Below are 22,126 nucleotides of genomic sequence, written 5' to 3'. Positions count from 1 at the left end.
GGAATATAATCCCTAAATATGATTGAACGAGCTTTAAAAGAGAAAATAAAAAACCGTTTTGGAACCGGTAAGGCAATTCTTTTAATTGGCCCGAGACAGGTTGGTAAAACTACACTTTTCAATAGATTATTGGAAGGGAAAGAATATCTTTTCTTAAATGGAGATGATCCAACAGTCAGAAAACTTCTTTCTAATCCCAATTTAGAACAACTTAAAAACATAATTGGGAATTATAAAACTGTGTTTATAGATGAAGCTCAGCGTATAGATAATATCGGGCTTACTCTCAAGTTGATTACAGATCAATTGAAATCAGTTCAGCTTTTAGTAAGTGGTTCATCTGCCTTCGAATTAAACAATCAAACTCAGGAGCCTCTTACCGGCCGAAAATGGGAATATCAGTTGTATCCTATTTCCTGGGGAGAATTTGAATCAAACGTGGGCTTTCTTAAAGCTGAGCAACAATTAGAGTTAAGAATAATCTACGGAATGTATCCCGATGTGATGAATAATTTTGGCGAAGAAAAGGATATTCTAAAACAACTTACCGATAGTTATTTATATAAAGATATTCTGAGTTATGGAGGAATCCGTAAACCAGAGGTTTTGGAAAAATTATTGAGGGCTCTTGCCTTTCAAATTGGTAGTGAGGTAAGTTATAACGAATTATCTCAGTTGCTGGGTATCGACAAAAAAACCGTTGCAACTTACATTGATCTTCTTTGCCAGGCATTTGTAATATTTAAACTCCCAAGCTTCAGTAAGAATCTACGAAATGAAATAAAAACCAATCAAAAAATATTCTTTTACGATACCGGAGTTAGAAATATGATAATTGGCGATTTAAGTCCAATGGATGATAGACAGGATAAAGGTAATCTCTGGGAAAATTTTTTAATTGCCGAACGTCTAAAATTTCTGGCTTATAATAATTCTTTGAGTAAAGGATATTTCTGGAGGACCGTTCAACAGCAAGAAATTGATTATGTTGAAGAAGGGGAGGGGAAATTGAAAGGTTTTGAAATTAAATGGAATCCAAAAAATAAGATAAAAATTCCAAAGACTTTTCTGAAAGCTTATGATGCAGAGGTAAAAATCATCAATAAAGATAACTTTAGGGACATTCTAATCTAATAGGATTTATTGCAGCGACCATTTTTCTAATTTTTCTAAAACGGAAGATTTGTAGCTCCTGCTTATAGGAATTGCTTTCCCGTTAACTTCTAAATACTCATTGGTGTAAGACTTTAATGCTGCCAGTGACACGATAAAAGAACGATGTGTTCTAATAAACTTTGATTCCGGAAGCTCTTTTTCAATGTTGCTGATTGTTTCTCTTATAACAATGGGACTTTCGGAAGTATAGATTTTTAAGTAATCACTCAAACTTTCGATATAAGAGATTTCATTAAGGTTAATCCTAATCATTTTGCGGTCTGAGCGTACAAATATAAAATCGTTATGTTCCTTTTTATCTCCATCTATCTTTTGCTCTTCTTTACTAAAATGAATTTTATGAAAAGAACTGACTGCTCTTAAAAGACGTTCAAAAGAAATGGGTTTCAAGAGGTAGTCCACTGCCTGTAAATCGAAGCCATCTATAGCATATTCCCGATATGCAGTAGTAAAGATTATTTTTATATCATTATTGATTGAACGTGCGAAGGACAAACCCGAAATTTCAGGCATGTTTATGTCTAAAAATATCAGGTCCACTTTATGTTCATTAATTAAACTGAATGCTTCCCCCGCACTTCCACAGGTGCCAATTATCTTTACGCTCTTTATTTTAGATAAATGTGCTTCTATGACCTCGCGGGCTACAGGCTCATCATCAACTATTATACAAGATATTTTTTCAGACATGCTGGTGAATTTTACTATGTATTAATGAGAGTTGCGCTTCAAAAGAACTACTGTTTCTATTTACTGAAAGAGTATGATGATCTGGGTATAATAATTCCAATCGTTTTTCCAGATTTGATAATCCTATCCCATTTTCTATGATTGGATTTTCTGTACTTTTAACCGAATTTTCTATGGTAAATTCTATCCTATTCTCATTTATCTTTAGTTGAATACTTATACTCAGTTTCTTATCAACAAACTGTCCGTGTTTGAAACTATTCTCCACGAGTGGAATAAATAACATGGGCGCAATGCTAATATCTTCCATATTTTCCGGAAGATCAAGATCAACTAATAAGTTACTGCCATATCTCATTTTTTCCAATGCCAAATAATCTTTTATGTGTTCTATTTCACTGCTAAGGCTTACCAAGGGCTTATCTGCCTGGTACAATAAATAATCAAGAAGGTTTGAAAGCCTCAGGATCATATCTGGTGTTTCCTCAGACTTTTTTAATGCGTAGCCATAAAGGGTATTAAGTGTATTAAAAAGGAAATGAGGATGAACCTGCAATTTAAGATAGTTCAACTCTTGTTCTTTAAGCTTCAACTGCCCTTCAAGAATCTTATTCTCTAATAACCTATTTTTTGCTATAGCTGCATAATTCTGTTTTAGCAGGGTAAATGAACTCACCAATAATACAACCAGATACACCAGTAACATCATAGATAAAAGACTTCGGCTAAGAGGTGGCATTTCACTGTAGTTCATATTCAAGACAAAAACGAGTCCGTAGAAGATAGAAAGCACAATGGCAAAAGCAGATAAAACCAGCGTATAAAAGCTATAAAGAGTAAAAAGTAGATACCTTTTTTTAAGCAAAAAATTAGGAATGAGATAGTAAATTATAGTGTAGGTAGTGATGATTGTTACAGGTAGAAGAAATACCGAAAAAGAACCGGAAAAAAAGATATTCTCATTGGGAGCACCCAAAAAATAGGAGAAAAACAGGAGCACAAGAATCCAAAAAATGCTGTGCAACAAAATTTTCCTCGAGCAGAAATATGCAAATCGGTTAAGCTTCATAACCAGTACAATATCCAAATTATTTTAGTGAAATTTACTTAATTGCGATGAATAACATCTTTTTAGCTGCTTTTAACTGTTGCAGTTTATTTTAACCGTAATGAGAACAAATTCTGCCAAAAACAGAAAGGAAACAGTTGTCCATCGACTTTTGAATCGATAGCCGTGAAAAGACTGTAGATTTGAATAAGGACAAATTAAAAATTGAATTATGCAAATAGCACTACAAGAAGGAGCGCACAGAGGTATATTAGAAGTTCTTGCCGCAAGGTTTCAGGAAGGGGGATTTTTTATAATGATGCTTATCCTAATAGTTGGAATTATAGGTTTATTTCTTCTGGTGAGAGGAATTTATTTAGTTCGCAATCGAAACCCCAGAATAAACAAAACTATTATCATTATAAACTCTCTGGGACTTTTTGCTTTGGTGCTGGGGGTTTTTGGGCAATTAATTCAACTAATCAATACGCTGGATTATCTCAGCTCTTTTGAAGGAACCACCCCACGGGATTTCGCCGATGGCCTAAAAACAACAATGCTACCGACTTTATTCGGAGCTTTTATTTTTCTGTTTACACGATTGTCTACTATTTTACTCCATTGGATAAAACCCTTTCAGGTAAAAGAGGATAAACCTGTCTTTTCCAAAGAGTCTAATTAATCTTCCAATTTTCAATAAGATATATTATGAAAAAATTAATCTTACCATTACTTCTGGTTTTATCGGGATACCTCTTAAAAGCTCAGGAAAACCCTCCAACTGAAACATTAGACAGCTTATTTGATATCGTTAATTCAGAGGAAAAAGGAATGGGAAGTATTTCCATTTTCTCAAACGGAAAAGAGTTTTATCAGCGATCCATCGGGTATTCCGATGTAGAAAAGAATTTGCAATCAAATGCAACTACAAAGTATCGGATTGGATCCATTACTAAAACCTTTACCGCCGTAGTTATTATGCAGCTTGTTGAAGAAGATAAGCTGAAGATGGATAGTTATTTGAGTGATTTTTTTCCGGATGTGCCCAACTCAGAAAAAATAACATTAGAGCATTTATTGCGACACGAAAGCGGAATATTTAATGTGACAGATGATAAAGATTTCACTACCTGGATGAAAAAACTACAAACCCGGGAAGCGATGCTAAAACGAATAATTAAAAATGGAACCCTATTTGAACCCGGCGATGAAACACGCTATTCAAATTCAAACTATTTATTACTTTCTTATATAGCAGAAATTGTTGAGAAGAAAGATTATGCCGCAATAGTAGAGAATAGAATTATTGATAAGCTTGGGCTAAAAAATACATTTTATGGTGAACAAATTAATGCTGAAGACAATCAGGCCAGATCTTATGTGAAAACCGAAGGTAATTGGAAGGTTACCCCCGAGACAGATATGAGTGTCCCAATGGGAGCTGGAGGCCTTGTTTCTACACCCGAAAATCTTAATATATTTTATTACAATTTATTTGAGGGCGATCTTATGTCAAAAGCTTCGCTGGAAGCTATGAAAACTACAAATGATGGAACGGGACTGGGTTTAATGAAGTTAACCTTTAATGGTTTTGAAGTCTATGGTCACGGCGGTGGGATAGATGGATTCTCATCTATTGCAGTCCACTTTCCAAAAGAAAAAATAACGGCATCATATATCGCTAACGCCTCAGATTATCCCCTTAATAGTATTTTTCTTGAAGCGATAAAAATAACCCTTGGTTTACCATATCAAATCCCCGATTTCGCTCCGCCCACGGCACTTAATCCTGATGTGCTTGATCAATATAAGGGAAACTATGGTAGCGCAGAATTTCCTATTGATGTTGCTATTTTTCATAAAGAAGGTGTATTATACGCCCAGGGAACTGATCAGCCACCTGTTCCATTGGATTTTTCAGGAGAAAATAGTTTTAAGGCCGATCAGCTGATGCTTAAACTTACTTTCATTAATGCAGAAGGAAAGATGATGTTGGAACAGGGTGGGAAGATATATGAGCTTAAAAGGGAGTAGGTTGATCTAGAATGGATTACTAATTTAAGTTGAGTCTTAGTTCTGATGTTTGCATTTATTGCAACAATAATTCACTGGCTTCATCCAGTATGGCAGTATCGAGCTCTTTTAGATAAGCTTTGGTAGTTTTAATATCCTGATGACCTAGAGATTCACTTATTATATCTGTTCCCGCACCTTTTTGTTTTAAGCATTTGGCGAAGCTATGCCTGGCGACATAACTCGTAACCGGTTTATCAATTCCGGCAAGACTGGCTAATTCCTTCAAATCCTTATTAAACTTGCTGAGAGTTTTTCTTTTTCTATCGTTTAATTGAGTGGGGGTGAGGTTTTCCCTAAGGAGTATTGGAAAAATGTACGGTCTTTTATTTTTGCGGTAATAGTTAAGTATGTCTTTTACCGGGGGCATAATTTTTATAATGAAGTTTCCTTTAGTTTTGGATCGCGTGTAATGAATTCTATCCCCGGAAACATTATTCCACTTTAGTCTCATCATATCAGCGAAATTCATTCCCCTGGTATAGAAACTAAAAATAAAATAATTTCTGCTGTTGACTAAATGAGGCTTATCACTCAAAAATCCGGTTCTGGAAGATGAAAAAATCATTAATCGGAAAGCTTACCATACGATTTACGAATTGAAGAATGGTTTGGGTCCAGCACCGATTAAAACCGAAAAAGGTTGGCTACATTTGGCCCACGGAGTAAGAAAGACCGCGGGAGGATTACGCTATACGTTGTATCTTTTTATGACAGATCTTCAACAAATTATAAAGTGATTTACCAACCGACAGGCTATTTTATGGCGCCAAATTACGAAGAAACGGTAGGCGATGTTCCTAATGTGCTTTTTGGAAACGGTTGGATTATTGATGATGACGGAAAAGTGTTTATTTACTACGCTTCCTCAGATACCAGGTCTCATGTAGCCGTTTCTTCGGTAGAGAAGTTACTGGATTACGTTATAAATACGAGGCAGGATAAATATACTTCTGAAGAATCGGTTAAAGCAATTCTTCAGCAGGTTGAAAAGAATAAAATGATCACAGGAAAATAAATGCAGATAGCAACGGTAATGATTCAACGTGACTTAGAAGCTGAACTTCAAAATATTTTATCCTACTGGAAAGAGTATAGTATTGATGAGGTTCAGGGAGGATTTTGGGCAAAAGAGACCACTTTAACAAACTGATTGAAAAAGCAAATAAAGGCATAATTCTTAATACCCGATTGCTATGGAGTTTTGCTGCAGCCTGTAATTTTAATAACGATTCCAGATTAAAAACGCTGGCAGAACGAGCTTATAAATATTTTGAAGCCCATTTTTATGATGAGGTAAATAAAGGATTTTTCTGGCAAGTAGATTATTTAGGAAGTCCTGTAAATACCAGGAAGCAAATTTATGCACAGGCTTTTAGCGTTTATTCTTATGCTGAATATTTTAAATTATCAGGTTATGAACAGGCAAAAGAAAGAGCGATGGAAACTTTTTCCTTCATTGAGAAAAAGGCCCGAGATTTAAAGGAAAATGGATATTTTGAAGCTTTTCAGAAAGACTGGAGTCCCATAGACGATGTACGTCTTAGTGAAAAAGATCAAAATGCTTCTAAAACAATGAACACCCATTTGCATATACTGGAAGCTTACACCACTTTACTGCAAATAACAGGGAATATTAAGGTTAAAGAGGCTTTAGAAAACCTGGTTAAACTATTTCTTTCAAATTTCCTTGATAATGAATCAGGGCACTATGGATTATTCTTCGATGAAAAATGGTCGTTACAAAGCCCAGTCATTTCTTTCGGACACGATATTGAAGCAGCATGGTTACTAATAGAAGCCGCGAAAATGGTCGGCGATTCAACATTGATTGCTCAAACTACCGAAGCCGCAATTTTTGTAGCAGATAAATTCCTGGAGGAGGCCTATGTGGAGAACAAAGGTGTGAGTAATGAAAAGAACCTGGTTACCGGGAAGATCGACTTTGATAGGCACTGGTGGCCACAGGTGGAAGCTATGATGGGTTTACACTATGCTTTTAATATTTCTGGAGATAAAAAATACAAAACGGCAATACTGGATATCTGGAATTTTACCCAGAACAATTTAATAGACAGACAAAATGGTGAGTGGTTTTTTAGAGTAGACCAGTCTAATAGACCTTATACACAAGATAAATTAAGCATGTGGAAGACACCTTACCATAATTGCAGGACCCTAATGAGGCTTATAAAAGAAACACAATGAAAAAACTTGAATAACGAAATAGAATTAATAAATACATTTCTGGAGTTAACTTGAAAAAAGGCCATTTCCGTGGTTGAAACTTATTAAAGACCAAATTAGAGGGTAATGATAAAGATAAATCCGGAGAGCTAAACTATGTTTTGAATGTAAGGAGCTAATTTTTCTTCGATACCGCAACTTTCATCCAGGCTTGGGTGGGGGTTTTTAAGCACTATATTGTAGAAATATACCTGGTAGGTGTAATTACATCCATGTATATTTTCCAAATTAAATAAATTATTAAAAAGTTTTATCTCCTTAAGAAACTAATTAGATTAATAACGTTTCCACTTAATTTTCTTTTAGCTATATTTTATAGCCTGAAGCGTTGGGAAATATGAAGAAATTTATACTTGAATCTGGAAAAGCATTAGCGAGACTAAGATCTGGAATAAATGATTTTATTGAGGATAAAATAGAGGGGAGTTCTACCAACCTCATTCATCAGCGTCAAAACTTAATAAAATAAAATCGGTATTTAGTAGTTTTTTACTAAATTAGATACTTAGGATCTTTTAAGATCAAGCCTTTATAGAAATAATTTCCTGTTCCCAGTTTTTTTAAGGCCCACCCCCTCAAAACCTACACAAATATCCTTTTGCTAGAAAAGATTTAAAAAGTAGTACAATCTTAATTCAATTCTGGTAATTATACCTATCTCATAATTTTGTGAGAAAGTAAACTACTTCAGAGCAAGCTCACGAAGCAATAGGATTGGAAAATACAATTTGATTTCGAGATAAGCCTCGGAGCATTTAATCTCGAATATCGAGTAAATACTGGTGGTCAATGATTCAACCCATACAAATATTAATAGTTGAGGATGAAATGATCATTGCAGCTAATATTTCACTGCAGCTTACCGAAATGGGCTATGAGGTTTCTGGGATTATTCCGAAGGGAGAAGACGCGTTGCGATTTATTAAAAACAATCCCCTGGATATTGCGTTGATAGATATTCAGCTTAAAGGGGAATTAGATGGAATAGAAACCGCACAAAAGATGCAGGATTTGCATCCTAATCTTGCCATTATTTATCTTACCGCAAATGCCGATGAAGCAAATTTCAACCGGGCAAAAGAAACCCACCCCTTTGCTTTTATATCTAAACCCTTTAAGAAATTAGATCTACAGCGAAGTATAGAACTAACCATAAGTCAGTTAAAATGCAATATCGTCACTTCGCCAGGAAATAAGGTTGAAGATGCTACTTTTATTCTCAAAGATTGCCTGTTTGTAAGGCACCAGGATACTATGGTAAAGGTAGATATTAAAGCTATTAAATACATAGTGGCAGAGCGTAATTACTGCCGTATTTTTTCTGCTGAAAAAGAATATTTACTGGTCACAACCCTTAAAGAAATGGATAAAAAACTTCCTCCAAAACATTTCCTAAGAATCCATAGGTCCTATATTATTAACCTTTCCAGAATAGATGAAATAGCAGGCACTCACGTCGTTATTTCTAAAAAAGCTATTCCTATGACCAAAGATAAACGCCCAGAACTTTTAAAAAGACTGCAGACCATTTAGACCTTTGATCAAAAATAAGGGTGTTTAGGACAGTTTTTTAGCATTCTCGTCCTAACATGCTTTATTTCAGTTTTTTACGATGGTATATTGTTCTTGTAATTAATTTAAAAACAAGAAATTATGGAGACCGTAAAATTTATTGCCCTTTTTGTAGCAATTGTATTATTGAACACCAATGAATTATTGGCACAAAATGGAAGCACTACTCAGGCATTCTGGATACACGAAGATCAGGTAAAACCTGCTATGCTAAAAGAATATGAAGCCGTTACCAAAGATTTTATTAAAGCCTGCAAGGAACACAATCTTAAAGATGCAGACTGGACTACAGCGCGTATTGACGGAGGAACCTATTTAACTATTGCTCCCATAAATAGTATGGCCGATTTTGACAAAAATCCTATGGCGCCTTTAGCCGAAAAGATGGGAGAAGAAAACTTCAGGGCTATATTTAGTCGATTTGATAAATGCTACGATACCCACCGCAATTATATGGTGCATTTAATAAACGATATGTCTTATATGCCCAACGGCCTTACCACAAATACCGAGGGAGAAGATTACCGGAAATGGCATTTCTTTCACGTGACACCACAAAATGTTACGAACCTTAGAAACAAGATGAAGGAGATTAAATCCCTTTATGAAACAAAAGGTGCTACACAACATTTCAGAATTTATCGCAATGGTTTTGGAAGTACTGGAGATTATTACCTAGTGGTGATTTCAGCAAAAGATGCGCAATCCTATGCTAAAACTTCTGAAGAAACAGATAAACTGCTTGGAGAAGAGGGTGAGAAATTATTTGATGATCTTATGCAATATGTTCATAAATATGAATCTAAAACAGGCAGTATGCGTCCAGATCTAGCTTATATCTCCAATTAATTAAATAAACAGCTATGAAAGTCTTACACCTCTATTTCATCTCATTACTTATTGGTTTGTTTACTTCAAACTACTTGCAGGGGCAGGAGAATATTGACCAGGATTTGGTAAAAAAGCTATATGAAATCTTGCAAAATAAGAATGCTACGGCAAATGAAATTGCCGCACTAACGAACAGTATAGATTGGGATGAAATAGAAAGTGTAAAGAATAGCAATTACAATATTACGCTTAGCGGAATTATAAAAAATGAATGGCAAAGCATTCTATTTAAGGATCTCAATTTTCAGGTATCTGGTAAAAATAAGGTTTTGGTAACCGGAATAGTGAAGGGTCGCAAAGCATCAGAATGTGAATACATCTATACAATATTTAAACATTCCTGGTCTTTAAAGCAAGGTAAAATAATAGGTTTCCTAGAATAATTAAAAATATAAAGTCATGAAAGAGTTAATGTCATTAGGAGTTGCAATAGTCATATTTATAGCTTGTAGCCAACAACGAACACGCTACACCCAGCAATCACCAGAAATAGAAACTTACAAACAAGTACTGGAAGATTATGAAGATAGGGATTGGGAAGCTATGCTAGCACATTATAGTGATACCGCTAAAATAATGAACAATGTAACAGAAGAAAACGGGAAAAACCTAACGCAATTCTTAGCGGAAAACAAGAAAGATGCCTCTCAATTTACTAGCTGGAATTTTGTAGACGATGCCTCAGAATATGAAATGATTGTAAACGATGAAGGCGAAACCTGGGTGAACTTTTGGGGCCTTTGGGAGGGCACTTATAAAGCAAATAATAAAGTGTATCAAATTCCCACTCATATTACTGCCCGGTTTGTTAACGGGAAAATTGTAAGAGAATTTGGTTATTGGGATGTTTCAAAAATAGTAAAGGATATCCAGCAGGCAGATGAATTAAGTTCTTCAGAAGAAAGAACCGGGAATTAACTGTTAATACAGTTACGACTTACTTAAATGCTATGATGATGAAAACGGTAGGAATTATAGGCGGTTCGGGCTTTATTGGAAGCTACATAACCAGGAAATTTTTGGAAGAAGGCTACGAGGTAAAAGTTTCGGTAACCAATATCCATAAGAGCGAAAAATATCAGCATCTTTTTGATCTTCAAAATTCAGAAAACCTCAACATCAGGGCTTTTAAGTTGGAAGACCTGGATCAATTAAAAGATTTTATAAAAGATTGCGAGATCGTAATTCACAGTGGCACTCCCTTTCAACTGGATGTAAAAGACCCGCAAGCTGAACTTTATGATCCTACTATAAAAGGAACCCAAAATTTTCTCCAGGCAATAAGCGAGGTTTCGAATATTGAAAAAGTAGTTTTTATTGCATCTGTTGCAGCCTGGAATACCAATTTCCCAATGCCGGCAGGTGGCAAAAGCTTTTCTGATACTTTTGATGAAAAAGAAGACAGGTACACCAGTGAAGATAGCCATCCATACTCTCAAGCCAAATTTATTGCTAACCAGGTCGTTGAGAAATTCATCGCAGATAACCCGGACCTTCCATTTGAAATTTGTTCTGTTTCCCCCGTAATGGTGATGGGCAAATCTTTGTCTAATAGAGAAGACTCCACCTCTACTGGCCTGCAATTTCTTATAAAGAACAAATTAGCGCCAGATGATTTTATTCAAAGACTCTACGATAATAATGTTCCTTTTGCCGTGGTAGATGTTGAAGACGTGGCTAATGCCACATACCAGGCAGCCACGAAAAAGGGCTTACACTGCAAAGATTACCTTTTAACGAGTGAAACATATAAAGTGTGGGATATTCATCAAATGTTGAATCATAAAGAACCCAAGGAAAAAGCACAAATTGTCTATAAAAACGATCTCGCAAAAACAGATTTAGGAATTCAGTTCAGGCCCGTAAGAGAAACCCTAAGAAGTTATTCTAAATGAGAAATTACCGAATTTAAAACATATTAATCATGAAAACACTTAAAAACCAGACTATTTTCCTGGCCGTATTTTTAGTGATTGCCACTTTTGGACAGGAATACGAGGAAAGTCAAAAAATAGATTATAAAACAGGTAATCCGGCTAATTGGCCAGCTGAACTGGATGCTGTGATAGCTGCACCAAATAATCATAAAATATTATTAGAGAATGACCAGGTAAGGGTACTTGAAGTTTATTTGGCTCCGGAAGAAAAAGAACCGCTTCACCATCACAAATGGCCAAGCGTTTTATATATCCAGGAAGCCGCCGACTTTATTGACTATGATAGTAATGATAAGGTTATTTTTAATACTCATAAACTTCCGGAACCATTAAGCTTTCCGCTCACCATGGCCAAAGAACCGGAGGCACCGCATTCTGTCGTAAATCTTAGCAAGACAAAGCCCATACGTCTCATTCGGGTGGAGATGAAACCTGAAAGTACAAATCAAAACATAGGGATTATTGATGGCCTTTATAAATCTTTTGGCGAGGGTGATATTCCTTCTGTTCTGGAAGCAATAGACGAAGAAATTATATGGAACGAAGCCGAAGGTAATGCTTATGCCGATGGCAACCCATATATAGGTCCGGAGGCCGTTTTAAAAGGTGTTTTTGAGAGGGTTGGAGCAGAACACGAATATTTTAAACTTGAAGACATCGAGCTACATGAAATGAGCAACAATCAGGTATTGGCTACCTTGCGATATAATGCTAAAGTTAAAGAAACGGGAAAAACTTATAATGCACAAGTTGCTCACCTTTGGACTTTAAAAGATGGAAAAGTTAGTGCCTTTCAGCAATATGTAGATACCAAAAAAATAAATGATGCTATGGGTAATTAAAAAACCTTGTTCTATCTCAAATCAAGGAAACCTGTGAGATTTAAAATTGAATAAATATTGAGTGCCAGAGGTATAAATTACCTGCATCGTCCCATCTAATTGTCGGGTAAGCAAATCGATGAGTGTTTTTCCGAATCCGGTTCCTTTAACGGGTTCACCTTCGGTTTGCCCAATACCATTATCTTTTACTAGCAGCTGCAACTCGTTAGCCGATTTTTTATCTAAATCTATAGTTATCTCCCCCGCTTGCTTATTCGGAAAAGCATATTTGAGGCTGTTTGTTAATAGTTCGTTTACTATTAATCCCAAAGGTACCGCAGTGTCTACATCTAGATGCAATTCAGGCATTTTATAGTTAATCTTAATGCGTTCTTCTTCCCCAAAGGAATCCAGGATATGATTGCCAAGATTTAAGAAATAATCTTTCATTTCAATAGAAGAAAGATGATCATTCTGGTATAAACGCTGATGAATTATACTCATAGAATATACCCTGTTCTGGCTCTCCTTCATCGCACTCACAACATTAGGATCTTTAATTTGTGCTGTTTGTAAAGCCAAAAGGCTGGAAACCACTTCAAGATTATTTTTTACCCGGTGATGAATTTCTTTTAATAAGAATTCTTTCTCCTTATTCTGTTTTCTTAATAGTTTATTTTTCTTTCGATTATTGCTAAAACTAACAAATAGCACCAATAAAATTAGGAACAATAAGCCGGCAATAAGACTAATAAGATTTTGACTCGTTTGCTGTTGTAATAACCTTGTTTCCTGAAGTTGAATAGTATTTTCCTTTTGAGCCACATTAAATTCGGTTTCAAGCTGAGAGATACGTTGATCTGCTTCTGCGGTGAATACAATTTTATTAAGGGAATCATATTCAGAAAATGCTTTATACGCTTCCTGATACTGTGCATTTTTCGCATAAGCTTCACCAAGACTGTTATAAGCTTTGCTTAAGAAGAAACCATCTCCAAAGCTTGGCGTAGCCACCTCGATAGATTTTTTAATATTAGTTATTGCGGCAGGATAATTTTTGTTCTGAATTTGTAACTCTCCAACCGAAAGGTAAGAACGCATTAGCATAAACGCATTATCTAGAAGATAGGCATACTTTATGGCATTTTTACCGGCTTCTTCAGCGCTTTCAAATTCATTCAAAAATGCATAAAGATCTACAAGAGAAATGTAAACATCGCTTAGATTATTATAAAAACCATAACGTTCACCAATTTCAATAGAACGTGTATAGTACTCCATTGCTTTGTTGTATTGTTTAAGTTTTAAATAATTATTTCCAACCACGTAAAGTGTAAAATCATAATCAAGATCTACTACGTTTCTTTCTTCAAAAAAGGAAAGTGATTTCAGGCCATACTCCAAACCTTCCTCATATTTTTCCTGCTTCCAAAACAAGTTGCTTAAATCGCTGTAAGCAATTCCAATTGCTTTATTATTATTTAATTTTTCTCCCAGGCGCAAAGTTTCGAGGGCAAAATCGGCAGCTCTTCCTAATTGTCCACGGCGTTCGTAAACATAGCCTAATTGTGTATTAAGAAATGAAAGGTCGCTTTCTGTTACTTTGGCTTCAGCTTCTTTGAGGACTGCCTCTGCTTCATCTAGTTTTTCCTGGCGCAATAGAATAGCAGCCTTGGTAATTTGGAATCTACCATTCCAAAGCGAATTATTTTTTTCTAAAGTAAGTGCCAATCCTTTTTCGGTAAACTCCAGGGCAGTGCTGAGGTTCCTGGTATGCCAGTAATAAGCCAGATCGTTTAAAACTTCAAACTTAAGAGTATCTGACTCAATTTTCTCCAAAGATTCTTCTAGCTCTTTCAAGTAAGAAAGGCCAAAATCATCGGTTTCTACAAAAATCTTTTTGTATGGATCAGGTTTACTAAAATCGAAGATTTGCCCATAAATTGATGGACTAAAAAGCACTAAAAAGGAAAGCGCTAAAAATAATTTTTTCTCCAGAATCAAGGATCGTAATATTGAGATATCCTTATAAATATAAGACTAAATAACTGTTTGTGAGAACTTTATTGATATAAAATTAAATGGTGTAAAACTGTTTTCAACTTAATACCGGGGAAATTATTCCGGTAGTAAGACATTTGGCAACAAGTTCAGTAGTATTTCTGCAACCGCTTTTTTGTAGTACGTTTCTTCTATGCGTCTTAATGGTGTGAGGAGAGAGGTTCATTTCTGTGGCTATTTGTTCAGCATTTAATCCTCGGGATAATTTACAAACAATAGTTTTTTCTTTTTCGGTGAGAAATTCTGAAAAATTGGCATCTGCACTTTCGCCGGGTTCAAATGTACCTTTAGAAATATCTATATTATAATAAGATTTTCCGCCGTTTATATGAATAAATGAAACTGTATTGGTACTGGTCACTTTAAGGTGAGAAACATCGGTTTGAATGCACAATACATGTTCTGGGGTTCCATTTTCTAACACACTTAATGGGAATGCTTGATACAACATAGTTCGTGTTTGTTCGCCGGCATTTTTCATTCTATAAGAAAACATATTTTTATAGTTTAATACATCTTCTTTATCAAGAAATTCGGTATAAAAATTATTGATGACTTTGCTCTTAAGACTTATAATTTCAATTTCTTCGGGGATAACGGTTTGTAATAAATCCTGTAGCGTAATATCTCCGGCCTTTTTATTTACAAAACGTTCTACCGAATTAGAAACATATTCCAATCCAAAATTATGAAGGTTTACAATATATAAATAGGAGTCTCCCGGGGCGAAAATAGTGGCAAATCTTTTAAATTCTTCAGAGATTTCAAACGGCCGATACTCTTTTACCTGGCGGGAATACATTTCCTGCCAGTAAGCGGAGATTTTTTCGAAATCCTTTTGCATAAAGTGTGATTGTTTAATCACATTAAATATAGGAATTTTCCTTATTTACCTTAGTCTTTTCAAGTTTTGTGGTAGAAAATTATATAAATGAAAAAACCTCCAGGGAAATCCTGAAGGTTTTTGCGTCAAATACTTTTTAATGGTATTAGAAATTAGATACTCATAAATGTTAATCCCCAAATCAAACATTTAAGAAGTTAGCCCTACCAAATCTTCTTTGAACTAATCTGCTATTACAATTAGTAATTTGACAAGGCTAAGATAGAGACAGAAAATAATTTATAAAATACCACTTTAAAGGTAATTTATTAGGTAATGAGATTTGAATATTCTAAGCTTTTTACAGTGAGATTTTCCAATTATTCGTTTAATAATTTATCGGCTGCCAATACTAAAAAAAGGTAATCTGTAGTACCACCGCCTAAAACATATTCGGTTTGTTGCCAAAGAAAAGGCCATTCCAGCAATTCAGGAAAATCGGGTCGAATTAATGCCGTTCCCGAGCCAATTCCGCCGGGAGTAAAAGAGAAATCGCCCCGGTTCATTCCATAAGCCTGGGTTAAGGAGCGAGAACCCACTCCCGAAGCAAAAGAAGATGTATTTACACCCGGATGTGTTCCTAAAACAAAATTGAGCGCGTTTAGCATATATTTCTTCGGAAAGATTTCAGGAAAAGCGGTATGTAAAAAATACTGTTTCATCCCAAAATTCTGAATTCCCCATCCTGCACCCCAAATATCGGGTTCATAAGGCATTCCGTAGGGAGTTTGCGCTCCTAATTTTTCTACTTGCACGTAATAATCTTCTACAGAAGCTTTTATTTTATTTCTGAAATTTTCATCTTGAATTTCATCAAAAACGGGTGCGAGAACCCAGCCGGTTTGCGCAATATTTTCAGCAAAAATTTCAGCATTTTCTTTTATAAAATTTTCATATTTCGCGTCAGAAGTACTTCTGAAGAGTTCTACACCTAAGCTGAGTTTGTGCACGGGATTATCTGTAGAGGTAGTTTCCCAGGTTTTTTTAGCAATTTCCAGGGCATCTTCAGCCAGGTCTGGATTAAAATCTTTTAGAGACCTGTAGGTGGCAGCTAGGGCCGCTGCACTTTGTAATTCCCTACGCGGATTTTCTTCGGTAAACACCCAGCGATCATCTGGCGCGCCTTCCTGGCCTAACGGAATTTCTTTTGAAGTACTGGTTTCTTTATAAATCTCGCCATCAGAATGGTTTACCGGGTCGCCCAACAAAACATATTGGTCTAAAGTAGGCACAATCACCCCACGATAAAACCGACCCAAAGATTTATAGCCATTTACAATATGTATGGTGCCGTGTTCTATTTGCTGAAGAAAATCGGGCTTTCCATCGGGTTGCAAAATATCTACGGTTTTTGTTTCCTGGTTTATGGTGGTATTATCATAATCTTCCTGAAAAATCTCATAAATATGCGAAAGTCCGTGGATGGTAGAAGCCTGGGATTCTATTCTAAGATCGTAATCTCCGGCATCGTGCCAACCACCGGCATCTAGCCCCGGTACGTGTTCGCCAGGTTCAAAATTGGTAAGGGTTTCAGGGCCTTGCAGGTAACCATCAAAATGATTGGTATCTACAGGCGCCATTCTTGCATCGTCTAAATGACAACGGCCATGCCATATTTTATATCTATCGTTTACCAACATATGGCACATTTGCACCGGTAAAAAATATTCTAAAGTGGGTTGCCAAACCTCACGTTTATAAACATCTTTGCTAATTTGAAAAGCTTCAGGAGTATAATCGCCGTATTTTACAACATACATTCCGGGTTCTTCGATTTTGGTAAAATCCAGCTGATAATATTTATACCTGAGGAATTCCCCCCAATTTGAAGGATTTTCTGAAAGAACCTCGGTAAAACCACCTTCATTATTTATCCGTAATAATTTCGCCTCTTTCAGGTTAGTATCATTTTTATCGGTTTCTATCACGGCAATTTTTTCCTGGGCGGGATGATAACCAACCTGGGAAATTTGAACTACGGGATCGTATGTATAATCTTCCAGGGTGTTTGGAGTAATAAGCCATTCAATAGCATTTTTGGTGGCTCCTGAAGGAACTAGTGACCTAACCACAAACCAGCCATTACTATGCTGTGCACGGCCATCTATTAACTCTAAATTATTTTCTTTTAAGTTTTCAATTTTTAAAGTTTGCCTGGGCGTACCGGGGGCAATCACTAATTCTTTTCCCGTAGCCATAGGCTTTATTTGATATTCATCGTCATCATCATAAGATCCCGGGCCATTTGCCTGGCGGTTAAAAAGACCAAATTCGTTATCCATATAATATGATTTGCCAAAAAGGTAGCCGGGGAAGAATTCGATATTCATTCCCACTTTTCCAATCCATTCTTCAGGCAAAGCTTCATCCAGGTCTACTACGATTTTAAAAGATTTTCCCTGCGGAATTATTTTCAGGTTATAAGAAAATTCCAAATCGGGATATTCAATAGGATTAAAGCCTGTTCGGTTTTTGGCTTCATCGGGATAAGCCATTTTCACACTAATATTATTATTTTCCCTATTTACAACCCGTTCCCCAACTTTTGGTACCGGTTGCCATTGCCCTGGGGTAGGCTCCAGGCGTAAATCTCCGTTGGTGGCAACTCTAATTCCATTTTGAATAATTCCTACACCGCCCTGATGACTTTCCGGATAAAAATCGTGCGCAAGCATGACGTTGAGACCGCGCATTTCAAGATATTCCTGCTCATTAATTTTTAAACTGTCTCCCTGGTTTTGGGCAAAAATTGTTGTTATTGAAAAACAAATTAGAAAGGAAAGTAATAGTGATTTCATATTGTTGAAGTTTGGCTATAAACTATAGAAAAAGATTTATAGGTTAGTTGGTAATTTTTAATTCTTGATCTTTATTTTAATCTAAAAGCTATTCTTCTTTTGAAATTAATGAAAAAACGGAAGAAGAGCTAACAAAGCGTTTATATTCTGAATATTAGGACATTATAAGTAGTTAAATATTCATTTGAATAATAGGAGTAAAAAGAGGAGACCGTTTAACTTTAACTAACAGCCTCCTTTTTGAATCAGTAGCTTATTTTTCGTTCAGGAGTTCATTTGTGGCATTAACAAGAAAAATATAGCTTGCTCCAATATCTACTATATATTCATTTTCGCCCCAGAAAAAAGGCCAGTTTTCCTTATTTTCGGGAAAATCAGGATTCATCAATAAAATGCCCGGTACAATTCCTCCCGCAATAAAACTGAAGTCTGCCCGGTTACTACCGTAGGCAACTTTTTTAGTTTTTGTCCCCACTCCCGAAACAAAAGAGAGATTAGAATGCGGATGTCTTCCAAAAATATAATGTAATCCCTTAAATACATGTTCTTTATCTACCAGGTCTGGATATAATTTATGCGCCCTGTAATTTGCGATGGCAAAATCAATAATCCCGTGATTTCCACCCCAACCCGGTCTGAGAAACATAGGTACACCGTAGGGATTGTCTTTTTCTAACTGGTCAATTTCATCAACATATTTTTGAACATAAGTTTTCAGTTTTTTATTGAATTTCTCATCCATATGAGGCGCGGCATGTAATGCAATATCTATGGTTCTGTCCAGACTTTCATCCATCGCTTTCCAGATTTTTTCTTCAAAAGCTTCGGCATATTTTTCCTCTTTAGTACTTACGTAAAGCTGCATGGAAGCATTCATTTCACTAAGCTTTAGAAAACGTGCAAAATAGCCGGAAGAGGCTTCCTCTAAGGGCATATTTTCATTTTCCTCCCATAGTTTCTTTGCTAATTCAATGCATTCTTTAGATAAAGAAGAATTGTAATCCTTTAAAGCCCGGCTGGCTGCTGCCAATGCACCGGCGGTGCGGTAATCCAGGTAAGGAGAACGCTCTGTAAAAACCCATCTATCATCTAATGTTCCACTGGATAAACCATCGCTTTCAAACGGTTCCAAATCGGGATTGTAGGGCAGGTTATCAGTTTCGGTAGAGGCATCTCCAAGATGATGGTACTGGTGCAGGTTGGGAACCACTATCCCACGTACCGGATGCCCTATATTATTAATTTGAGCCACAAGATTTAGGGTTCCATGTTCAATTTGCTGAAGGATATCTATTTTTCCATCAGGCCGATGAATATCTACATAACGATTTTTCTGATTAATATGGGTTTGATCACGTTCCAGCCCAAATTCTTCCCAGGATGCCACAAGATCTGTAATTGTGAGACAATGTGTGCCGGTTTGGATGTCGTAATCTCCTGCATCAAACCATCCGCCTACATCCAGGCCGGGAATATGTTCATAGGGTTCAAATTTAGTATCGGTAGAAGAGCCCATACTGTAGCCATCAAAATGTTCCTGATCCAGCGGGGCTTGTATAGCATCATCCATAAATGGTCTGCCGTGCCATGTTCTATAGGCTTCATTCACCTTCATATGGTCCATTTGCACGGGGAAAAACACATCCAGGGTTGGATGCCAGGCCGTTTCATAAACCTGCTCACTAATAGGAAATGTATTTGTTGTTTGATCTCCATATTTAATATAATAAATCCCAGTTTCCGTGATATCAGAAAAATCAAATTCAGCATAATTATACCTAAAATGTTTTCCCCATTCGGCCACTTTTTTACTAAATTTTTCGATTGTTTTTCCCTCAGAAGTTACCTGGTATAAGGAAGCAGTTTGCAGTTGATTATCATTTTCGTCCAGTTCTATAATGGCAACCTTTTCCTGGCTTGGATGGTAACCTACCTGGGAGAAGCCAATATTTGGATCGCGTAACCAGTTGGATACCGTGTTGGCTTCTAAATGCCATTCTAACACCTTTCCGGTCTTATTTGCCGGTAGTATACTGCGGGTAACAAACCAGCCGTTTTGAGCCAGGCTTCTTCCATCAAATAATGAAATTTCGGTTTCTGAAGTAATTTCTACGTGGTGATAAGGATCTTCGGGTGCCAGAATAATGGTGTTACCACTGGCAAGGGGTTGGGGTACTATAAATTCTTCTTCCCCACGGGTGTCCAGGGTAGAATGCCCGGCAAACTGCGGTACTTTTTCACTAATGGGTTTAATCTTAGTATTACCTGATGGGTAAAGGGGAAAAATACCGGGATTACCATTTACCAGGTAGGATTTTTCAAAATAAGCAGCTGGGAGAAATTCTAAATTAAATCCTGCTTTTCCTTCCAGGTTTTCAGGAAGAGGTTCATCCAGATAAACAGAAATATTTATTCTTTTTCCTTCGGGTTTAACAATGATTTTTGATGTAAATTCTAATTGCTCATACCTGGTAGTTACTTCTACGGTATTGGTACTACGATCTACCTTTCGTTCTAAAAGTGAAGGTACGAGATCCCATTGTTCGGGGGTATTTTGTAGTCTTACAGCACCTCCGGTACTGCTTCTCATCCCGTGATGAATTAGTTCAATTCCTGCGTTTTTCTCATCAAAAAAGAATCCGTTATACTCGTTACTAAAAACAAGGACATTGAGCCCCCGCGTTTCAAAATATTCTTTTTCGTTAAGCTCAAGTTGAGCAAATATTTGGCCGGTACATAAGCTGCAAAAAACAATGAGTAACCAATTCTGAACTGAGTAATTTCTATGCATAAGTGTTTAGTTTTTATAAAAGTATAAAATAATTGTTAAATACACACTTTATTATTTTTCAGTTAAAAAGAATGGGAAAAGCAATAATTTTTTTGAAGATTTAATGAGTGAAAAAAGAAGGTTCTCAGTTAAAAAAATAGACCGGAGTTGTGTTTTAGTGGAAAGAGAATTTTAATTATTCAGCAATTATATAAAGAGAGAGGTATATAGGCTGGTGAAACTTTAGTTTGACCGGGAAGTTAATATTACACCCAAAAATACTACGCTTAAGCCAACAATATCCATAATCTTAATAGTATCACCAAAAGCTATCCAGGCCATGAGCATGGTCACCGGCGGCCCCAGGTAAAATAAACTCGCTACCCGGGTGGCGTCAAGTCGTTCAATTAACCGCCACATGAGAATATAGGCGCCGAGGGAGACAGCCAGAATGAGCCATATCATAGCAAAAGTAAATTCAGAAACCCATTCTACAGCTAATTTTTCTACAAAAATTGAAGGGATAGCTAAAGCCAGCATAGTGGCCAGACTTTGATAGAAAAGAGTCTGGTCTAGTGGTAGTTTCTCGTTCTTATCATCTATCTCCATTTTACGCTGAATTAATGTAGCAATAGTGATTCCTACAACAGATCCTAAAGGAATTAGATAACCAAAAATTGAACTTGATTTGCTAAAATCTATTCTAAAAGCTACGGTTAATACTACACCTAAAAAACCTAATATTAATCCCCACCATTGATATTTATTGGTTTTTTCATTAGTAACATAACCAGAAAGTGCACCGGTGGCTAATGGCTGCAACGCGACGATTAGGGCTACTATCCCCGCCGGCACTTCTTCCGCAAGCGCAAGTAAAACGCAGGTTAGCCATACTCCATGCGCCAGGAAACCAATAAGCATATTGAGGGACACCGCTTTAAAACCTACCCATTTCAATCTATTTCTGAAAAGAAGGTAAAGCAATAATAATACGGTTACTGCGAGATATCTTAGGAAGATTAAAGTAAAAGGCCCGGTATAAGGAAGTCCATATTCGGCTCCTATAAAACCGGAGTTCCATAATAAAACAAAGCCTACAATTAGTAAAATTGTACTTCTTTTCATCGTAGCGGTTTTCTACAGCGCGCAGCGCTTTAAC

The 22,126-nt window shown here is 36.3% G+C and carries 20 protein-coding genes; 12 read left to right on the top strand and 8 right to left on the bottom strand.

Features of this window, described 5'->3' with window-relative positions:
* Positions 1-18: 18 nt before the first annotated feature.
* Positions 19-1,134, top strand: coding sequence for an ATP-binding protein (locus BM084_RS09980; RefSeq protein WP_093304564.1), 1,116 nt, complete (start codon positions 19-21; stop codon positions 1,132-1,134).
* A 6-nt stretch (positions 1,135-1,140) separates the two neighbouring features.
* Here BM084_RS09980 and BM084_RS09975 read toward each other — a convergent pair whose 3' ends face one another.
* The gene (locus BM084_RS09975; protein ID WP_093304562.1) at positions 1,141-1,866 is read right to left on the bottom strand and encodes a LytR/AlgR family response regulator transcription factor; all 726 of its coding nucleotides are present in this window, start codon (positions 1,864-1,866) and stop codon (positions 1,141-1,143) included.
* A complete protein-coding gene (locus BM084_RS09970) occupies positions 1,859-2,731 on the bottom strand; it encodes a sensor histidine kinase (protein WP_245764365.1) in 873 nt (290 codons plus the stop codon). Before BM084_RS09970 ends, BM084_RS09975 begins: the two co-directional genes overlap by 8 nt.
* A 415-nt stretch (positions 2,732-3,146) precedes the next feature.
* Between BM084_RS09970 and BM084_RS09965 the strand changes: the two genes are divergently transcribed.
* Entirely contained in the window at positions 3,147-3,596 is a 450-nt protein-coding gene (locus BM084_RS09965) for a MotA/TolQ/ExbB proton channel family protein (protein WP_075325427.1), read from the top strand.
* A gap of 26 nt (positions 3,597-3,622) precedes the next feature.
* On the top strand, positions 3,623-4,948 hold the full coding sequence (locus tag BM084_RS09960) for a serine hydrolase domain-containing protein (RefSeq protein ID WP_083634131.1): 1,326 nt from the start codon (positions 3,623-3,625) through the stop codon (positions 4,946-4,948).
* Positions 4,949-5,003: 55 nt separating this feature from the next.
* On the opposite strand, the gene BM084_RS09955 is transcribed toward BM084_RS09960, so the two are convergent.
* Positions 5,004-5,555, bottom strand: coding sequence for a site-specific integrase (locus BM084_RS09955; RefSeq protein WP_075325429.1), 552 nt, complete (start codon positions 5,553-5,555; stop codon positions 5,004-5,006).
* Positions 5,556-5,630: 75 nt separating this feature from the next.
* On the opposite strand from BM084_RS09955, the gene BM084_RS09950 reads away from it, so the two are divergent.
* The 9 genes from BM084_RS09950 (at position 5,631) to BM084_RS19415 (ending at position 12,476) form a co-directional block, all read left to right on the top strand.
* A complete protein-coding gene (locus tag BM084_RS09950) occupies positions 5,631-6,005 on the top strand; it encodes a glycoside hydrolase family 130 protein (protein WP_317040661.1) in 375 nt (124 codons plus the stop codon).
* Positions 6,006-6,140, top strand: coding sequence for a hypothetical protein (locus BM084_RS19525; protein WP_257787185.1), 135 nt, complete (start codon positions 6,006-6,008; stop codon positions 6,138-6,140).
* A gap of 38 nt (positions 6,141-6,178) precedes the next feature.
* Positions 6,179-7,195, top strand: a complete 1,017-nt coding sequence (locus tag BM084_RS09945) for an AGE family epimerase/isomerase (RefSeq protein WP_232228891.1) — start codon at positions 6,179-6,181, stop codon at positions 7,193-7,195.
* Positions 7,196-8,023: 828 nt separating this feature from the next.
* Positions 8,024-8,767, top strand: coding sequence for a LytR/AlgR family response regulator transcription factor (locus BM084_RS09940; RefSeq protein ID WP_075325431.1), 744 nt, complete (start codon positions 8,024-8,026; stop codon positions 8,765-8,767).
* A 120-nt stretch (positions 8,768-8,887) separates the two neighbouring features.
* Complete coding sequence (locus tag BM084_RS09935; protein ID WP_093304558.1) at positions 8,888-9,655, top strand: hypothetical protein; 768 nt, start codon at positions 8,888-8,890, stop codon at positions 9,653-9,655.
* Positions 9,656-9,669: 14 nt separating this feature from the next.
* Positions 9,670-10,080, top strand: a complete 411-nt coding sequence (locus tag BM084_RS09930; RefSeq protein ID WP_143083642.1) for a hypothetical protein — start codon at positions 9,670-9,672, stop codon at positions 10,078-10,080.
* Positions 10,081-10,096: 16 nt separating this feature from the next.
* On the top strand, positions 10,097-10,615 hold the full coding sequence (locus BM084_RS09925; RefSeq protein ID WP_075325434.1) for a nuclear transport factor 2 family protein: 519 nt from the start codon (positions 10,097-10,099) through the stop codon (positions 10,613-10,615).
* A gap of 32 nt (positions 10,616-10,647) precedes the next feature.
* Positions 10,648-11,592, top strand: coding sequence for an NAD-dependent epimerase/dehydratase family protein (locus tag BM084_RS09920; RefSeq protein WP_317040660.1), 945 nt, complete (start codon positions 10,648-10,650; stop codon positions 11,590-11,592).
* Positions 11,593-11,621: 29 nt separating this feature from the next.
* Positions 11,622-12,476 carry a nuclear transport factor 2 family protein gene (locus BM084_RS19415; RefSeq protein ID WP_245764364.1) on the top strand — a complete coding sequence of 285 codons (855 nt, stop codon included), beginning with the start codon at positions 11,622-11,624 and terminating at the stop codon, positions 12,474-12,476.
* Between the two features lie 21 nt (positions 12,477-12,497).
* Here BM084_RS19415 and BM084_RS09910 read toward each other — a convergent pair whose 3' ends face one another.
* The 5 genes from BM084_RS09910 to BM084_RS09890 all read right to left on the bottom strand — a co-directional run bounded on the left by BM084_RS09910 (position 12,498) and on the right by BM084_RS09890 (position 22,092).
* Positions 12,498-14,459, bottom strand: coding sequence for a tetratricopeptide repeat-containing sensor histidine kinase (locus BM084_RS09910; protein ID WP_093304556.1), 1,962 nt, complete (start codon positions 14,457-14,459; stop codon positions 12,498-12,500).
* Positions 14,460-14,553: 94 nt separating this feature from the next.
* Positions 14,554-15,360 carry a response regulator transcription factor gene (locus BM084_RS09905; RefSeq protein WP_075325437.1) on the bottom strand — a complete coding sequence of 269 codons (807 nt, stop codon included), beginning with the start codon at positions 15,358-15,360 and terminating at the stop codon, positions 14,554-14,556.
* A 359-nt stretch (positions 15,361-15,719) separates the two neighbouring features.
* Positions 15,720-18,197 (bottom strand): glycoside hydrolase family 9 protein, encoded by a 2,478-nt coding sequence (locus BM084_RS09900; RefSeq protein WP_093304554.1) that lies wholly within the window; start codon positions 18,195-18,197, stop codon positions 15,720-15,722.
* 253 nt (positions 18,198-18,450) lie between these two features.
* Positions 18,451-20,988 (bottom strand): glycoside hydrolase family 9 protein, encoded by a 2,538-nt coding sequence (locus BM084_RS09895; protein ID WP_093304552.1) that lies wholly within the window; start codon positions 20,986-20,988, stop codon positions 18,451-18,453.
* A gap of 222 nt (positions 20,989-21,210) precedes the next feature.
* Complete coding sequence (locus tag BM084_RS09890) at positions 21,211-22,092, bottom strand: DMT family transporter (protein ID WP_093304550.1); 882 nt, start codon at positions 22,090-22,092, stop codon at positions 21,211-21,213.
* Positions 22,093-22,126: the final 34 nt, after the last annotated feature.

Source organism: Salegentibacter agarivorans, from assembly GCF_900113135.1.
Lineage (GTDB): Bacteria > Bacteroidota > Bacteroidia > Flavobacteriales > Flavobacteriaceae > Salegentibacter > Salegentibacter agarivorans.
This window is presented reverse-complemented; position numbering and strand designations above follow the sequence as displayed.

Excerpts from the sequence above, each read along its gene's own strand:
- BM084_RS09905 (WP_075325437.1), bottom strand. The coding sequence starts at position 15,360 with ATGCAAAAGGATTTCGAAAAAATCTCCGCTTACTGGCAGGAAATGTAT.
- BM084_RS09900 (WP_093304554.1), bottom strand. The coding sequence starts at position 18,197 with ATGAAATCACTATTACTTTCCTTTCTAATTTGTTTTTCAATAACAACA.
- BM084_RS09920 (WP_317040660.1), top strand. The coding sequence starts at position 10,648 with ATGATGATGAAAACGGTAGGAATTATAGGCGGTTCGGGCTTTATTGGA.
- BM084_RS19525 (WP_257787185.1), top strand. The coding sequence starts at position 6,006 with ATGCAGATAGCAACGGTAATGATTCAACGTGACTTAGAAGCTGAACTT.
- BM084_RS09890 (WP_093304550.1), bottom strand. The coding sequence starts at position 22,092 with ATGAAAAGAAGTACAATTTTACTAATTGTAGGCTTTGTTTTATTATGG.
- BM084_RS19415 (WP_245764364.1), top strand. The coding sequence starts at position 11,622 with ATGAAAACACTTAAAAACCAGACTATTTTCCTGGCCGTATTTTTAGTG.
- BM084_RS09930 (WP_143083642.1), top strand. The coding sequence starts at position 9,670 with ATGAAAGTCTTACACCTCTATTTCATCTCATTACTTATTGGTTTGTTT.
- BM084_RS09965 (WP_075325427.1), top strand. The coding sequence starts at position 3,147 with ATGCAAATAGCACTACAAGAAGGAGCGCACAGAGGTATATTAGAAGTT.
- BM084_RS09975 (WP_093304562.1), bottom strand. The coding sequence starts at position 1,866 with ATGTCTGAAAAAATATCTTGTATAATAGTTGATGATGAGCCTGTAGCC.
- BM084_RS09980 (WP_093304564.1), top strand. The coding sequence starts at position 19 with ATGATTGAACGAGCTTTAAAAGAGAAAATAAAAAACCGTTTTGGAACC.
- BM084_RS09955 (WP_075325429.1), bottom strand. The coding sequence starts at position 5,555 with ATGATTTTTTCATCTTCCAGAACCGGATTTTTGAGTGATAAGCCTCAT.
- BM084_RS09960 (WP_083634131.1), top strand. The coding sequence starts at position 3,623 with ATGAAAAAATTAATCTTACCATTACTTCTGGTTTTATCGGGATACCTC.
- BM084_RS09935 (WP_093304558.1), top strand. The coding sequence starts at position 8,888 with ATGGAGACCGTAAAATTTATTGCCCTTTTTGTAGCAATTGTATTATTG.
- BM084_RS09925 (WP_075325434.1), top strand. The coding sequence starts at position 10,097 with ATGAAAGAGTTAATGTCATTAGGAGTTGCAATAGTCATATTTATAGCT.
- BM084_RS09940 (WP_075325431.1), top strand. The coding sequence starts at position 8,024 with ATGATTCAACCCATACAAATATTAATAGTTGAGGATGAAATGATCATT.
- BM084_RS09895 (WP_093304552.1), bottom strand. The coding sequence starts at position 20,988 with ATGCATAGAAATTACTCAGTTCAGAATTGGTTACTCATTGTTTTTTGC.